Annotated in this window: 14 protein-coding genes; 4 read left to right on the top strand and 10 right to left on the bottom strand. The window is 67.4% G+C overall.

Annotated features, from left to right (window positions below; translation table 11 throughout):
* Nucleotides 1–4 precede the first annotated feature (4 nt).
* From rodA to AWY79_RS01290, 5 genes are all read right to left on the bottom strand, one after another.
* Nucleotides 5–1,117 (bottom strand): rod shape-determining protein RodA, encoded by a 1,113-nt coding sequence (gene rodA / locus AWY79_RS01310; protein ID WP_066799358.1) that lies wholly within the window; start codon nucleotides 1,115–1,117, stop codon nucleotides 5–7.
* Nucleotides 1,107–2,984: a penicillin-binding protein 2 gene (mrdA, locus tag AWY79_RS01305; protein WP_066799356.1), complete on the bottom strand. Its 1,878-nt coding sequence runs from the start codon at nucleotides 2,982–2,984 to the stop codon at nucleotides 1,107–1,109. Before mrdA ends, rodA begins: the two co-directional genes overlap by 11 nt.
* Nucleotides 2,968–3,453 carry a hypothetical protein gene (locus AWY79_RS01300; protein WP_078063555.1) on the bottom strand — a complete coding sequence of 162 codons (486 nt, stop codon included), beginning with the start codon at nucleotides 3,451–3,453 and terminating at the stop codon, nucleotides 2,968–2,970. Before AWY79_RS01300 ends, mrdA begins: the two co-directional genes overlap by 17 nt.
* Nucleotides 3,437–4,321, bottom strand: coding sequence for a rod shape-determining protein MreC (mreC, locus tag AWY79_RS01295; RefSeq protein WP_066799354.1), 885 nt, complete (start codon nucleotides 4,319–4,321; stop codon nucleotides 3,437–3,439). The genes AWY79_RS01300 and mreC overlap by 17 nt, the downstream gene beginning before the upstream one ends.
* A gap of 90 nt (nucleotides 4,322–4,411) precedes the next feature.
* Nucleotides 4,412–5,455, bottom strand: coding sequence for a rod shape-determining protein (locus tag AWY79_RS01290; protein WP_066799352.1), 1,044 nt, complete (start codon nucleotides 5,453–5,455; stop codon nucleotides 4,412–4,414).
* 178 nt (nucleotides 5,456–5,633) lie between these two features.
* On the opposite strand from AWY79_RS01290, the gene mnmL reads away from it, so the two are divergent.
* Genes mnmL through AWY79_RS01275 form a run of 3 tightly spaced genes read left to right on the top strand, consistent with a single transcriptional unit; the run spans nucleotide 5,634 to nucleotide 7,439 of the window.
* Complete coding sequence (gene mnmL, locus AWY79_RS01285) at nucleotides 5,634–6,638, top strand: tRNA modification radical SAM protein MnmL/YtqA (RefSeq protein ID WP_066799350.1); 1,005 nt, start codon at nucleotides 5,634–5,636, stop codon at nucleotides 6,636–6,638.
* On the top strand, nucleotides 6,635–7,138 hold the full coding sequence (locus AWY79_RS01280; RefSeq protein ID WP_066799347.1) for a methylated-DNA--[protein]-cysteine S-methyltransferase: 504 nt from the start codon (nucleotides 6,635–6,637) through the stop codon (nucleotides 7,136–7,138). The genes mnmL and AWY79_RS01280 overlap by 4 nt, the downstream gene beginning before the upstream one ends.
* A 16-nt stretch (nucleotides 7,139–7,154) precedes the next feature.
* A complete protein-coding gene (locus tag AWY79_RS01275) occupies nucleotides 7,155–7,439 on the top strand; it encodes a hypothetical protein (RefSeq protein WP_066799338.1) in 285 nt (94 codons plus the stop codon).
* Between the two features lie 22 nt (nucleotides 7,440–7,461).
* Here AWY79_RS01275 and AWY79_RS01270 read toward each other — a convergent pair whose 3' ends face one another.
* From AWY79_RS01270 to AWY79_RS01255, 4 genes are all read right to left on the bottom strand, one after another.
* Nucleotides 7,462–8,208: an alpha/beta fold hydrolase gene (locus AWY79_RS01270; protein WP_133987345.1), complete on the bottom strand. Its 747-nt coding sequence runs from the start codon at nucleotides 8,206–8,208 to the stop codon at nucleotides 7,462–7,464.
* Nucleotides 8,209–8,629: 421 nt separating this feature from the next.
* On the bottom strand, nucleotides 8,630–8,827 hold the full coding sequence (locus AWY79_RS01265; protein WP_066799333.1) for a heavy-metal-associated domain-containing protein: 198 nt from the start codon (nucleotides 8,825–8,827) through the stop codon (nucleotides 8,630–8,632).
* A gap of 19 nt (nucleotides 8,828–8,846) precedes the next feature.
* Nucleotides 8,847–11,342, bottom strand: a complete 2,496-nt coding sequence (locus AWY79_RS01260; RefSeq protein ID WP_066799331.1) for a heavy metal translocating P-type ATPase — start codon at nucleotides 11,340–11,342, stop codon at nucleotides 8,847–8,849.
* Nucleotides 11,343–11,415: 73 nt separating this feature from the next.
* Nucleotides 11,416–11,844, bottom strand: coding sequence for a MarR family winged helix-turn-helix transcriptional regulator (locus AWY79_RS01255; RefSeq protein ID WP_066799329.1), 429 nt, complete (start codon nucleotides 11,842–11,844; stop codon nucleotides 11,416–11,418).
* A gap of 56 nt (nucleotides 11,845–11,900) precedes the next feature.
* Here AWY79_RS01255 and AWY79_RS01250 point away from each other — a divergent pair, with 56 nt between their 5' ends.
* On the top strand, nucleotides 11,901–12,404 hold the full coding sequence (locus AWY79_RS01250; protein ID WP_066799327.1) for a GNAT family N-acetyltransferase: 504 nt from the start codon (nucleotides 11,901–11,903) through the stop codon (nucleotides 12,402–12,404).
* On the opposite strand, the gene recQ is transcribed toward AWY79_RS01250, so the two are convergent.
* On the bottom strand, nucleotides 12,401–14,602 hold the full coding sequence (gene recQ / locus AWY79_RS01245; RefSeq protein WP_066806910.1) for a DNA helicase RecQ: 2,202 nt from the start codon (nucleotides 14,600–14,602) through the stop codon (nucleotides 12,401–12,403). The two genes, AWY79_RS01250 and recQ, sit on opposite strands and share 4 nt — an antisense overlap.
* Between the last annotated feature and the right edge of the window lie 112 nt (nucleotides 14,603–14,714).

Here is a 14,714-nt window from a genome sequence, read left to right as displayed (position 1 = left end):
CGCATCAGGCCTGTTTGAACAGGAACCGACGCATGGAAACGTTGAGCACAAGCCCCACGAGGCAAAAATTCACCAGGGTGGCGCTGCCCCCGTAACTGATGAACGGAAGCGGTATGCCGACCACTGGCATAAGCCCGAGCACCATACCCGTATTGATCAGGATTTGCCAGAAGAAATAGAAGAACACACCGGCCGCAAGGTACGATCCGAACAGGCCGCGCGCGTCCCTGGCGATGACCACCATCTGGTACAGGAAGACGCAGAACAGGGACAGCAGGACCATGGTCCCGACAAAGCCCCACTCCTCGCCGAACACGGCCACCGCGAAGTCCGTGTGCCGCTCGGGCAGGAAGCGCAGCTGGGACTGGGTCCCCTCCAGGAACCCCTTGCCCCAGAACCCGCCGGAGCCGATGGCGATCTCGGACTGGATGATGTGGTAGCCCGCGCCCAGCGGGTCGGTGGTGGGGTCCAGGAAGGTCATGATCCGCTGCTTCTGGTAGTCGTGGAGAAAGAACCAGGAGAGCGGCAGCAGGCAGGGGATGGCCACCAGGCAGGTCTTGAACACGCGCGCGGTCACGCCCCGGAAGAGGATCATGCCGCCCAGGATCATCAGGATGGACAGGCCGGAGCCGAGGTCGGGCTGCTTGATGATCAGCCCGGCCAGGACCAGCCCCACGCCCAGGACGTAGGCCAGGCGCACGAAATTCAGCGGTTCGCGCTCCCTGGACAGGATGCGCGCGCCCACGATGAGGATGGCGATCTTGGCCAGCTCGGACGGCTGGAAGTTCATGAACCCCAGGTCGAGCCAGCGCCGCGCGCCGTAGATGGTCTTGCCCATGAAGAATACGGCCACCAGCAGGATCACCGTGGTCCAGAAGAGCGGCCAGGCCAGGGTCTTCAGGTGCCGGTAGTCGAAGAACATGAACACGAGCATGCCGAACAGCCCCATGAGCCCCCAGAGGAGCTGGCGGTGGTAGTAGGGCGCGAGGTTCATGCCCTCCTCCAGCCGGGTGCCGCTGGCCGAATACAGGTTCAGCACGCCGATCAGGAACAGGATCACGGCCAGCCCGAACAGGGGCCAGTTGATGTACAGCAGGAGCCTGCGATCAATCGGCATGGGGTTTCTTCTCCTTGGCTTTGAGCGACAGGGCGCGCACGGCGCGGGCCTTGGCCTTGGCCTCTTCCGGCTTGTGCGTGATCTTGTTCAGGAACAGGTAGTCGATGACCGCCTTGACCACCGGCCCGGCGCCGGAGCCGCCGTGCAGGCCGTGCTCCACCAGGCAGGCGATGGCGAACCGCCGCCCGTCCTTCTCGGCGATGGCGGCCATCCAGGCGTGGTCGCGAAACCGGTAGGGGATCTCGTCGTCCTTCAGCTCCTTGATCTCGTCGGTCAGCCGGACCACCTGGGCCGTGCCGGTCTTGCCGCCCACGACCACGCCCTTGGTGCGCAGCCTGCGCGCGGTGCCGTGGGCGTCCTCCACGGTTTCGATCAGCCCCCGGCGCAGGATGGCCAGGGCCCCGGCATCCAGGGGGAGGGTCCCCTGGACCTCGGTCTTCTCGTCCTTGAGCAGCAGGGGCTTGAGCAGCTTGCCGCCGTTGGCGATGCTGGCGAAGAACCGGACCACCTGGAGGGGGGTGACCAGGGTGTACCCCTGGCCGATGGACATGTTCAGGTTGTCGCCGCCCTGCCAGGACTCCCCGAACCGCTTGAGCTTCCACTCCTTGGTGGGGATGATGCCCGCCTTCTCGTGGGGCAGGCGGATGCCGGTCTTCTCGCCGAAGCCCGCGGCAAAGGCGAACTCGCTCATGCGGTCCACGGTGAGCTTCTTGCCCTGCTTGTAGAAATAGACGTCGCAGGATTCGACCAGGGCGCGGCGGAGGTCCACCTTGCCGTGACCGCCCTTGCGCCAGCAGCGGAAGACCCTGCGGCCGAGCTTGGTGGAGCCGGAGCAGAACACGGTCTCGTTGGGGTCGATCATGCCGTAGTGCAGGCCGGCCCCGGCCACCACGTGCTTGAAGATGGAGCCGGGCGGGTACACGGACTGGATGACCCGGTTCTGCATGGGGTGCAGGGGGTTGTCGCGCAGCTTGGCCCACTGGTCCGAAGACAGGCCGGAGGCGAAGTCGTTGGAGTCGTAGGACGGGGCCGTGGCCAGGGCCCAGAGCTGCCCGGTGTCGGCGTCCATGACGGCCACGCTGCCCGCCTCCTCGGCGAGCCAGTCCATGCACAGCTTCTGCAGCTCCAGGTCCAGGGACAGGGATATCTCGTGACCGGCCTGGGGGTGCTTGAGCACCCGCTCCTTGAGCCGCCTGCCGTTGACGTCCACCTCGTACTGGGTCAGCCCCTTGATGCCGCGCATGCGGTCCTCGAGCATCAGCTCGATGCCCTGGCGGCCCACGTAGTCGCCCAGCGCCAGGTCCGGGCGCGCGCCCAGCTCCTCCTCGTCCGCCTCGGCCACGTAGCCGAGCACGTGGGCCAGCAGCATGCCGTAGCGGTAGAGCCGCCGGGGCCGGTACTGGATCTCCAGGCCGGGCCAGCGCAGCTTGTTGGTCTCGATCAGGGCCAGCTGCTCGAAGGTCAGGTCCGGGACCACGATGAGCGGCTCGAACGGTTTCACCCGCTTGCGGTTCTTGTTGTAGAGGGCCTTGAGCGCGAAATAGTCCTTGCCGGTCCAGACCGCGATCTGGTGCACCAGGCGGTCCACGTCCGGGCAGTCCTCGCGCACGATGCCGAGCGCGTAGGCGGGCTCGTTGACCGCCAGCAGCTCGCCGTTGCGGTCGCGGATCAGCCCGCGCGGGGAAAAGACCGACTCCTGCCTGAGCTGGTTCTCCTTGGCCTTGAGGGCGAAGTCCTCGCCCCGGTGGATCTGGAGATACCAGAGGCGCACGGCGAACAGGCAGAACAGCCCCAGGATGAGCGCCTGGAGCAGGAGCAGCCCGGCCCGGGGGGCCTGCTGTTCGGATTCGTTATAGAGGTCTGACATCCTGTCTCAGCCTCTTGGGGAAGAAGTAGTCGGCGAAAAACCAGATGACCGGGAAGGTCGCGGCCTGGATCAGCCCCTGTATCCAGAGCGGCTCCATGACCACCTTGAGGCTGGCCAGGGAGGCCACCCCGTAGACCAGCACGGGATGGAGCAGCCCGGCCCACAGGCCGAGCAGGGCCATGAACAGGTAGGAGCGCGCCTCGAACAGCCAGCGCCCGGCGAAGTAGGCCGCGGCCAGCAGCCCGTACCAGGCCAGCCCGTAGCCGAAGGGCAGGTTGCCCGCGCCCTCCAGGAGCAGGATCCAGATCAGGGCCAGCAGGGCGGTGCGCTTGCCCGCCTCCTCCTGCATGGAGAGGACGATGCCCGGGGCGAGGAAGTCCACGCCCGGCACGGTCCGCTGGGCCCAGACGCCGAGCACGGTGTACCCGCCCCACCAGAACAGGGCGAGGAGATTATTGGTCCGCGGCAACCGGCTCGCCCTCCTTCCCGGCGGGAGCGCCGGGTTCCTCGCCCGGTTCGGCCTGCACGCGGCCGAGGAGCAGGACCTCCTCCAGCCCGGCGACGTCCACCAGGGGTTCGGCCTGGACCGTCAGGAACAGGGAGATGTCGGAGCGGCGTATCTTGGTCACGCGGGCCACGGGGAGCCCCTTGGGGTAGACGCCGGACAGCCCGGAGGAGAGCAGCAGCTCGCCGGAATCGATGGTCGCGTTCAGGTTCACGTAGCGCAGCTGGAGCTGGTTGCCGTACCCCTGGCCCATGAGCATGCCGGGCGAGCGGTTCTTCTCGCCGATGACCGCGATGCGGCTGTTGGGGTCGGTCAGGAGCAGGACCGTGGAGGTGGCCGCGCCCGAGCGCAGGATGCGCCCGACCACGCCGTCCAGGGCGACCACGGGCATGTCGTCGGTCACGTCCTGGGCCGCGCCCTTGTCCACCACCATGGTGTCCAGCGCGCCCGCCGGTCCCATGCGGTGGCCGATGACCCGCGCCCCGGAAAAGGACCAGGTCTCGGGCGGGACGAAGCCGAGGAGCTTCTCCAGCCGGTCCGCGGACACGGCCTGGGCGTGCATCAGCATGTTGGCCCGGCGCAGCTCGGCGGACTCGGCCTTGAGCTGGTCGTTCTCCTGCTTCAGCCCCACCAGGTAGATGTAGCGGGTCCAGAACCCGGTGACCTGCTCCGCGACCCACAGGCCGGGCTTGAGGATCACGCCGGAGATGTCGAGCCCGGTGTAGCTGGACAGGGCGTCCAGGTGCCCGGTGCGCAGGTTCCAGGTGAAGAGCGTGAGGTACACGAACAGGCAGGCCACGATGAGGGTGGCGATTTTCTTGGGTCCTCTCATGCGTTTTTCCCTGCCCAGTCGTGAAAGCGCACAATTGCGGCCAGGTGCAATCGTGCGCTTTCGGATAGCCTTGTTTCGAACATCGGTCGCCTAGTCGGTGGTGATGTCCTTGTACAGGTCGATGTTGTCAAGCGCCTTGCCGGAGCCGAGCACGACCGCGGTGAGGGGGTCCTCAACCACGGTGATGGGCAGCTGCGTCTCGTGCTGGAGCAACTGGTCCAGCCCCTTGAGCAGCGCGCCGCCGCCGGTCAGGACGATGCCCCGGTCCACGATGTCCGCCGCCAGCTCGGGCGGGGTCTGCTCGAGCGCGATGCGCACGCCCTGGACGATGCCCTCCACCTGCTCGGAGATGGCCTCGCGGACCTCCTCGGCGGTGATGGGACGGTTCTGGGGAATGCCGGTGACCAGGTCGCGGCCCTTGACTTCCATGATCGGCTCCTCGTCACCCAGGGGGTAGGCGGAGCCGATGTGAATCTTGATCTGCTCGGCCGTGGATTCGCCGATGAGCATGTTGTACTTGCGTTTGACGTGCTGCATGATCGCCTCGTCCATCTTGTCGCCGCCGATGCGGACGCTTCGGGCGTAGACGATGCCGGACAGGGAGATGACGGCGATCTCGGTGGTGCCGCCGCCGATGTCCACGATCATGTTCGAGGTCGGTTCTGTGATCGGCAGGTTCGCGCCGATGGCCGCGGCCATCGGCTCCTCGATGAGGTAGACCTCGCGCGCGCCGGCGGACTGGGCCGACTCCTTGACCGCGCGTTTCTCGACCTGGGTGATCCCGGTCGGCACGCAGATCATGATCCGGGGACGGACCAGCCTGCGGGAGTTGTGGACCTTGGAAATGAAGTGGCGGAGCATGGCCTCGGTGACCTCGAAGTCGGCGATGACGCCGTCCTTCATGGGTCGGATGGCCACGATGTTGCCGGGCGTGCGCCCGAGCATCTTCTTGGCCTCCGCGCCGACCGCCAGGACGGTCTTTCCGCCCCGCGAGTCCTTTTTCACCGCGACCACCGACGGCTCTGAGAGCATGACGCCCTTGCCCTTGACGTAGACCAGGGTGTTCGCGGTCCCCAGGTCTATGGCAAGGTCGTTGGAAAACGAGCCGATGATTCTGTTGAGCAGGTTACCCATGTACCCCCCGTTCGAAATTCGAAAACTTTGTCAGAAACCTATGCGTGAAACGCGCTTTCCAAGAGGAGGGAAGTGCGCTAGCGTACAATATGAACTGAAGATTCGTACCAAATGAAACAAGGTCTAGCAATACGCCAGTTGTGGTTCGCGCCTTTTTTCTCAAGATTTTCTAAAAAACATGCAGCGCACCTTCCGACTGTCCGCCCACCTTCGCCGGAAGTTCGGCGAAAGAGTCCAGAAAATTCCCCTGGACGCCGGTTTCTCCTGCCCCAACCGGGACGGCACCCTGTCGCGCACGGGGTGCGTGTTCTGCAACCCGCAGGGGTCCGGTTCCGGACTCCTGGGCAAAGGGTTGTCCCTACCCGAACAATGGGCGTTCTGGCGTGACATCCATGTGAAGAAACACCGGCTTTCCCGGTTCACCGCCTATCTCCAGTCCTATTCCAACACCCACGGCCCGACCGCGAGGCTGGCCGAGACCCTGGACTCCCTGGCCGGGCTCCCCGGTCTGACCTGCCTGGCCATCGGCACCCGGCCCGACTGCCTGGACGAGGAGAAGCTCGACCTCCTGGCCGGACGCCGGGACGCCCTCGGCCTGGCCGAGGTGTTCCTGGAGCTCGGCCTGCAATCGTCGAGCGACGCCACCCTGGCCCACGTCAACCGGGGCCACGGCGCGGCCGCATTCGCCGAGGCCGCCCGCGCAGCCGCCGACCGGGGCCTGACCGTGGTCGCCCACGTCATGGCCGGGCTGCCGGCCCTGGACGGCCGCGAGGGTCTGGCCGAGCTGCTCGACACCGTGGCCTTTGTCAACGCGCTGCCCGTGGGCGGCATCAAGTTCCACAACCTCTACGTCTGCCGGGGCACGCGGCTGGCCCGCTGGTTCGAGGAGGGGCGCTATGTCCCGCCCTCGCAGGAGGAGTACCTGCACTGGCTCGGCCAAGCGGTCATGCGCCTGGACCCGCGCACCGTCATCCACCGCCTGAACGGCAACCCCGCCACCGGCGAACTCCTGGCCCCGGCCTGGGCGGGCAACATGCGCCGCGTCCACAACCTCATCCGCGACCACTTCGAGCGCGAGGACATCTGGCAGGGCAAGTTGAACGGCGCGGAATCCGGCCCGCCCCCGTGGTTTGATCCCGAGAATCCCGGTCCGGAAGACTGTTCCCCGGAGGCGGACGTATGACCGCCGCGCGCACCGAATGCGTCCGGGGCGCGAAGTTCGCCCTGTGCCTCAACTGGGAGAACGGTCTGGTCCGGTCCCTGGACGTGCGCTGGGCCGCCGAGGCCGTGGAATCCGACGTGCTGTCCGATCCCGCCCGCGACCTCAGGGAGGCGCTTTTGCGCTACGAGGCGCGCCGCGACCCGGAGTGGCCCGACCTGCCGCTCGATTTCTCCGGCCTGAGCGCGTTCCAGCGCACCGCGCTGGACGAGCTGCGCCGCATCCCGCCCGGCACCACCCGGACCTACGGCGAGCTCGCCGCCCTCCTGGGGCAGCCCAAAGGGGCGCAGGCCGTGGGCCGGGCCATGGGCGCCAACCCGTTCCCGGTCCTCTATCCCTGCCACCGCGTGGTCGGGGCGAACGGGGCCATGACCGGCTTTTCCGCGTCCGGCGGCATCGAAATGAAAAAGGCCCTGCTTCGCCTGGAAGGCGCGGCACAGGGGCTGTTGCCGGGATTGGAATGATCCGCCGGGAGACCGCATGAGGTACGACTACACTCCCCTTCCGCAGGAGGCCGCCTGTCCGTTCTGCACCACCGAGGTCCCGGCCGGGGCCAGCGTCTGCACCGGGTGCGGGGCCGTGTTCGTGACCAAACGCAGGTTGGGGCGCATGGCCCTTTACTTCTTCTTGGGCGGCCTGATTCTCGGGCACAGCCTCACGTTCGGCACCATGCTTGTTTTCGCCTCGGTCGTCGCCGCGCTGGGGGCGTGGGGCGTGAACTGGTCGGACGCGCGCAAGCCGTTCTGGCTCCGGGACGAACCCTGATCGCCGGGGGCGCAGCCCCGGTTCAGTGGATCGATCTGGACGTGTGCGAATCGCAGGAGGTTTCGGCCAGCGCCTGACGTCTGCGATAGTGCGCACAGTAAGCCATGCGCATGTCGTGGGGCATTCGGCTCCTGCCGCAGCCCGTCCCGTCGCCCAAGGGTTCCGGCGGGTCGAAGCTGACCAGGGCGCGGGCCAGATCGCCCGCCCTGGCCAGGACCGGGGAGCCGGTCAGGTCCACGCAGCGCCACTCCACCCCCAGCGTTTCGGCCCGCTTCCTCCCGAAGGAGACCGCCGCCGGTTCCTCCTCGCTGGTCAGGCACAGGCTCGCGGGCCAGGCCCGTTGTTCCGGCCCGGCATACGGCTCCTCAAAGGCTTTGAAGGGCAGCGCGGCGTCGCCCGTCCCGACGGCGCGGATGCGGTCGGCCAGGGGCGGCGGGCAGACGTCCAGGTAACTCTTGCCCTGTTCCGGCAGGGCCGCGTCCAGGAAGATGATCCTGCTGAAGACCGAGGGCATGCGTTCGGCCAGGGCCGGGGCGAGCATGCCCGCATAGCCGGAGCAAACCAGGACGGCGCGGGACACGCCCGCGTCTTGGATGCGGCGTTCCAGCCCGCGCAGCAGGGCGCGCGACGGCTCGCCTGCGGCGCAGGGAACCCCGTCCCCCAGGCCGGGCGACAGCACCCGGCGGCCCATGTCCCTCAGTTCAAGGGCCAGCTGATTCCATCCCCAGGCGTCCTGAAAGGGGTCGCGCAGCAATACCAGACTCGTCATGTTCCACCTCCGTATGTGGCTTGGCCGGACCGCAACCGGCGCGCCCTCTCCGAGAGCGTTCGGACTCCGCGCGCCGAGTTGTCCCCTGCGAACGGGGATGCGGGCCGACCAATGTAAGGCAGAAACCGTGCCGTTGATATTGATTCAATAATTTCAGATGGTTGATTGGGATGACCCATCAAGGGAGGTTGTCGGAAGATACAAAAGTGTATGGTCGCAGCGGACAATTTTGTGCCGTGACGGGAGGCCGCCTTCCAATACCCCGGGATTTCGGGCGGAAAAAAACGGCGTACCCCCCTCAAGAAGGGAAGCACGCCGTTTCATCCGTTTTCCGCGCCCGAACGGCAGCCGCACGGGCCATAGCAAAGCGAGGGATGGGATTTCCAAGGCCCCCGGCGAGGGGCCCCCGAGAGCCAGCCGCCTAACCGGCGTATTCGAAGCCGATCTTCTCGATGGCGGCCTTGATGTCGTCCTTCCGGATGGGCGCGGGTTCTTCGTAGTTCACGTCGCCGGTGAGCAGGTCGATCTTGACGTCCTTGGCACCGAGTTTTTCCATGGCTTCGGTCACGGACTTGACGCAGTGCTGGCAGGACATGCCTTTGACTTTCACGGTTGCCATAGTGGACTCCTTTGGTTGGTTAGCCGTTGAAGAATCTGAGCCGCAGGGCGTTGGAGACCACGGTCACGGAACTCATGGCCATGGCGGTGCCCGCGATCATGGGGTTGAGGGTCGGGCCGCCGAAGACGTGCAGCACGCCCGCGGCCACCGGGATGCCGATGACGTTGAAGGCAAAGGCCCAGAAGAGATTCTGCTTGATGTTGGTCATGGTCGCGCGCGACAGGCGCAGGGCGGTGAGGATGGCCCGCAGGTCCGAGTGCATGAGGACCACGTCCCCGGACTCCACGGCCACGTCGATGCCGGACCCCATGGCGATGCCGATGTCGGCTCCGGCCAGGGCCGGGGCGTCGTTGATGCCGTCGCCGACCATGGCCACCTTGCGGCCCTGCTCCTTGAGCCGGGCCACTTCCTCGGCCTTGCGATCGGGCAGGACCCCGGCGATGACGTCCTTGATGCCCGCGCGCTCGGCAATGACCCGCGCGTTGACCTCGCTGTCGCCGGTGAGCATGACCGGGGTCAGTCCTTCCCGTTGCAGTTCCGCGATGACCTCCGGGGTCTCGTCGCGCATCTCGTCGGCGATGGCGAACAGGGCGTTGAGCTTGTTGTCCGAGGCGAAGTAGACCACGGTCGCGCCCTGCTTCTCGTAGTGGCCCACGGCCTCCTCCGCGAAACCGTCGTCGCCGAATCCCAGGCCGTGTTCCTGCATGAACGCCCAGTTGCCGATGAGGATGTCGCGGTAGCCGACCTTGGCCTTGATGCCCTTGCCCATGACCGCCTCGAATTCGGCGGGGGCGGGGAAGTCGAGGTCCTTTTCCTTGGCGTGGCGCACGATGGCCTGGGCCAGGGGGTGTTCGGACCGGCTCTCGGCGGACGCGGCCAGATAGATGGCCTCGGTCTGGGCCAGGGTGCCCCGGACCATGGTGATGGCGGCCACCTCGGGGCGGCCATGGGTCAGGGTGCCGGTCTTGTCGAAGACGACGGTGTCCAGCGACCCGGCCTCCTGGAGGGCGCGCCCGGACTTGATGAGCACGCCGAGCTGTGCGCCGCGCCCGGCCGAGACCATGATGGACACGGGGGTGGCCAGCCCCATGGCGCAGGGGCAGGCGATGACCATGACGGCCACGAAGATGCGCAGGGAGAACGGGAAGCCCGCGTTGCCGATGAAGTACCAGGCCAGCCCGGCCAGCAGGGCGGTGAGCATGACCGCGGGCACGAAATAGTAGCTGATGCGGTCGGCCAGGTTGGCGATGGGGGCCTTGGACCCCTGGGCCTCCTGGACCAGGCGGATGATCCGGGCGAGCACGGTGTCGTTGCCCACGCGGTCGGCGCGCATGGTCAGCGAGCCGGAGGTGTTCAGAGTGCCGCCCGCCACGGTGTCGCCGACCTTCTTGCTCACGGGCATGGGCTCGCCGGTGAGCATGGACTCGTCCACGGGCGAGCCGCCCTCGGTCACGGTGCCGTCCACCGGGATGCGCTCGCCGGGCCGGATGAGCAGCAGGTCGCCGGGCTCCACCTCGGACAGCGGCACGGAGGTCGGCTCGCCGTCCTTCAGCAGGGTGGCGGTGTCCGGGGCCAGTTGCATGAGCGCGCGGATGGCGTCCGAGGTCTTGAGCTTGCTGCGGGCCTCGAAGTACTTGCCCAGCGAGATCATGGCGATGAGCACGGCGGCGGACTCGTAATAGAGGTCCATGGCCAGGACGTGCGGGTCGCCGAGGTGGAAGACCAGGGCCAGGGTGTTCCAGAGGGAATAGAGAAAGGCCGCGCCGGTACCCATGGCCACCAGGGAGTCCATGTTCGGGCCGCCGCGCAGCAGGGCCGGGATGCCCTGGAGATAGAAATGCCGTCCGGACCAGACCACGGGCAGGGTCAGCAGGAGCTGGGCCAGGGCGAAGGTCGCGGGGGAGTGCATGGGGTCCAGGAACGCGGGCAGGGGCATGCCCCACATGTGGCCCATGGACAGGACGAGCAGGGGCAGGGCGAAGAGGAAGGCGGGGATGAGCGCCCTTTTCTGGGCCGTCAGCCGCTCCTCGGCCTCCTTGCGCCGCTTGTCGAACAGGTCGGCGGCCTCGGAGCGCACCTCGGAGGTGAACCCCGCGCCGGAGATGGCCTCGCGGATCTCGCGCCGGGAGACCAGGGAAGGGTCGAAGACGAAGTTGCCGGTCTCGGCGGCCAGGTTCACCGAGGCGGTGGAAACGCCGGAGAGATTGCCCACCACGCGCTCGATGCGCGACGAGCAGGAGGCGCAGTGCATGCCGCCCAGGTCGAGGTCCAGGGTGGCCAGGCCGGGCGCGGCGTCGGTATCCGGGGCGAACTCGGCCTCGAACCCGAGGTCCTTGATGCGCTCGGCAACGGCGTCTTCGGAAACCAGGTCCGGGTCGTAGGAGAGGTCCATGCTCTCGGCGGCCAGGTTGACGGAAACAGTGTCCACGCCGTCCATCCCGCCCACCGCGCGCTCGATGCGCCCGGAGCAGGCCGCGCAGTGCATGCCTTTGATTTGTGCAGTCTTTTTCTTCATATTGAGAACCCTTTTCAATTGATGGGTCCAATATGCGCATTGAACGGCCCTTTGGCAAGGGCGGGATTTCGGGTCAGCGGGCGAGAACGGATTCGATGGTCGCCATGGCGTCGAGCAGCCTGGTCCGGTCCCTGGGGGCCAGGTGGGCCAGGGCCTCTTCGGCCTGGCCTGCGGCGGCGCGGTGCAGCCCGGCCATGAACAGGGTCCCGGCGTGGGACAGGCGCAACTCCTTGACCCGGGCGTCGTCCGGGGAGGGCGTCTCCTCCAGCCATCCGTGGCGCGCGAACCGCTTGAGCATGCGGCTCAGGTATCCCTTGTCCAGGCCGAGGCGGGCGGCCAGGTCGCGGGCCGGGGACCCGGGGCGCCCGTCCAGCTCGAAGAGCACCCGCGCCTCGCTCAGGTTCACCTCGCTGCCGTAGAGCGAGTTGCCGAGCAGGCCGAGGTAGTTGGTGTAGAACCGGTTGAAATGCCGGAATCGATCGATCTGGTATTGCGCTGGCATGCCCCACCTTGGGCAAACTGGTTGACAAAGTCAACCAGTTTGCCCATACACCACGAATGGACTTCGCCATTCATCAACACGACCCGGACCGCCCGGACCGAACGCCTCCCGTGGGGGAGACGGTCCGCCTGCACGCAGACTACTACGGGCGGCGGTGGGGGTTCGACCATCGGTTCGAGGCCCAGGTGTCCGGTGAGCTGGCAGCATTCATGGCCGGGTTCGACGCGGCTCGCGACGGGTTCTGGTGGGCGGAGATCAACGGCGCGTTCGCCGGGGCGGTGGCCGTGGACGGGTCGAGGTCCGGTCCGGGCCGGGCGCGGCTGCGCTGGTTCATCGTGCGCGAAGACGCGCAGGGGTGCGGCGTGGGCGGGGCGCTGTTCGCCGAGTCCCTGGCGTTCTGCCGCGGGCGCGGGTTCGGGTCCGTGTACCTGTGGACCTTCGCCGGGCTGGGCGCGGCCCGCAAGCTCTACGAGCGGAACGGGTTCGTGCTGGCCGAGGAGGCCGTGGGCGACGGCTGGGGGCCGGAGATCACCGAACAGCGGTTCGAGCTGGAACCCTAGGCCCGGTCCAGCCCGGCGGCGACCAGCCGCAGCAGGTCGAAGGGACGGGTGCCGCCCAGGGCGTCGAAGACCGGCGTCAGGGCGGTGATGCCCCGGGCGCGGTAGTCGCGCATGACCGACTCCACCTCGTCAAGCTCGTCCGCAGGCAGCCCGGCGGCGCGCCGGTACTCTATCTTTCCCATGTTCACGGCCAGGATCAGGTGCCGCCAGATGGACGACGGCTTGAGCCCGCGCGCCTCGGCCACCGCGTCGATGTCGCCGTGCTCCAGGAACAGGTCCAGGGTGGCCTGGGCCGTGGCCGTGAAGTCCGGCTTCTCGGCCTGGATCTTCCGGGCCTCGCGCAGCGCAAGGGGAATCTCCGGCACGGACGGCGGCCTGCCGTGCTCCTCCTCGTGGGCCGCCAGGCGCTCGAGGAAGGTCTCCCCGAACCGGTCGAGCTTGGTCGCGCCCACGCCGGGCAGGCAGCCGAACTCCTCCAGGTCGCGGGGCCGGTAGCGGACCATCTCGAGCAGGGTCTTGTCCGCGAAGATGGCGTAGGGCGGCACGGACTGCTTCTCGGCCAGGGAGAGGCGCAGGTCGCGCAGCTGCTCGAACAGCTTCTCCGCCTCCCAGCTGGTCAGGATGTCCTCGGCCAGGGCCGCTGCGGGCCGCTTTCTCTTCTTCTCCCGCTTGGGCAGGGCCGGGTCCTTGCGCAGCATGACCGGGCGCTCTCCCTTGAGCACGGGCCAGGAACGCTCGTTCAGGGTCAGGGCGTTGAACCGCTCCGGGTCCACCGAGACCATCCCGGCGGCCAGGAGCTGGCGGTAGACCGACTTCCATTCATCCTGGCTCATGTCCTTGCCGATGCCGTAGGTGGACACGCGGTCGTGGCCGAACCGGAGCACGGCGGTGGTCTCGGCCCCGGTCAGCACCTGGGCCAGATGGTTGACCCCGAACCGCTGCTCCACGCGGAAGACGTTGGACAGCGCCTTCTGGGCGATCTCGGTGCCGTCGTAGGTGTCCACCGGGTTCAGGCAGTTGTCGCAGTTGCCGCACGGCTGGATGTGTTCGCCGAAATAGGCGAGCAGGGCCTGGCGGCGGCAACCGGCGGTCTCCAGAAAGGCGAACAGGGAGCCGAGCTTGGCGTGCTCCACCCGTTTGCGCGTCTCCTGGGCTTCCCCGGACTCGATCATGGCCCGGAGGATGGCTATGTCCTGCATGCCGAAGCACATCCAGGCCGAGGCGGGCAGCCCGTCGCGTCCGGCGCGGCCCGTCTCCTGGTGGTACGCCTCCAGGGACTTGGGCGGCTCCAGGTGGCAGACGAAGCGCACGTTGGGCTTGTCCACGCCCATGCCGAAGGCCACGGTGGCGACCATGATGACCCCCTCCTCGCGCATGAACCGCTCCTGGTTCGCGGACCGCTCGCGGGGGGAGAGTCCGGCATGGTAGGGCAGGGCGTTGTACCCGTTCTTTTGCAGAAATTCGGCGGTCTGCTCCACCTTCTTGCGGGACAGCCGGTAGACGATGCCCGCGTCGCCGGGGTGGTTGTCGTCGATGAACCGCTTGAGCATGCGCGTGGGGTTCTTCTTGGGGACCACGGTGTAGGTGATGTTGGGCCGGTCGAAGCCGGTGGCGAAGACCCGCGCGTCCTCCAACTGGAGGTTGCGCACGATGTCCGCCTGGGTGGGCTTGTCCGCCGTGGCGGTCAGGGCCAGGCGGGGCACGTCCGGGAACCGCTCCCGGATGATCGAGAGCTGCATGTACTCCGGTCGGAAGTCGTGGCCCCACTGGGACACGCAGTGCGCCTCGTCGATGGCGAACAGGGCCGGGTTGCAGCGCGCCAGAAAGTCCAGGAAGCCCGGACGGCAGAGCCGCTCCGGGGCCACGTAGAGCAGGTCCAGCTGCCCGTTTTCGAGCATCCGCTCCACGTCGTAGGCGGTCTGCGGGTCCATGGCCGAGTTCAGGCAGGCCGCGTTCACGCCCATCTGGGCCAGCCCCTGGACCTGGTCCTGCATCAGCGCGATGAGCGGCGACACGCAGACTCCCACGCCGGGCCGCAGCATGGCCGGGATCTGGTAGCACAGGGACTTGCCCCCGCCCGTGGGCATGAGCACCAGTGCGTCGCCGCCGGACAGGACGTGCTCGATGACCGGTTCCTGAAGCCCGATGAAGCCGGGGAAGCCGAAGACGGAGGAGAGGATTTCGCGCGGGGAGGGCATGGCCGAGAGGGTAGGGCAAAGGGGGTCGGAAGGCAATGCGCGTGTATTTTCCGTTGTGTGTGGATTTTTCTTTGAACCTTGGGTAGGTTGCTTGCAGGGTCCATTGATAGGG

Origin of the sequence: Pseudodesulfovibrio indicus (assembly GCF_001563225.1) — a bacterium.
In the GTDB taxonomy this organism is placed as follows: domain Bacteria; phylum Desulfobacterota; class Desulfovibrionia; order Desulfovibrionales; family Desulfovibrionaceae; genus Pseudodesulfovibrio; species Pseudodesulfovibrio indicus.
The sequence above is the reverse complement of the archived record's forward strand: the minus strand, read 5'-3'. Positions and strand labels throughout refer to the sequence as shown.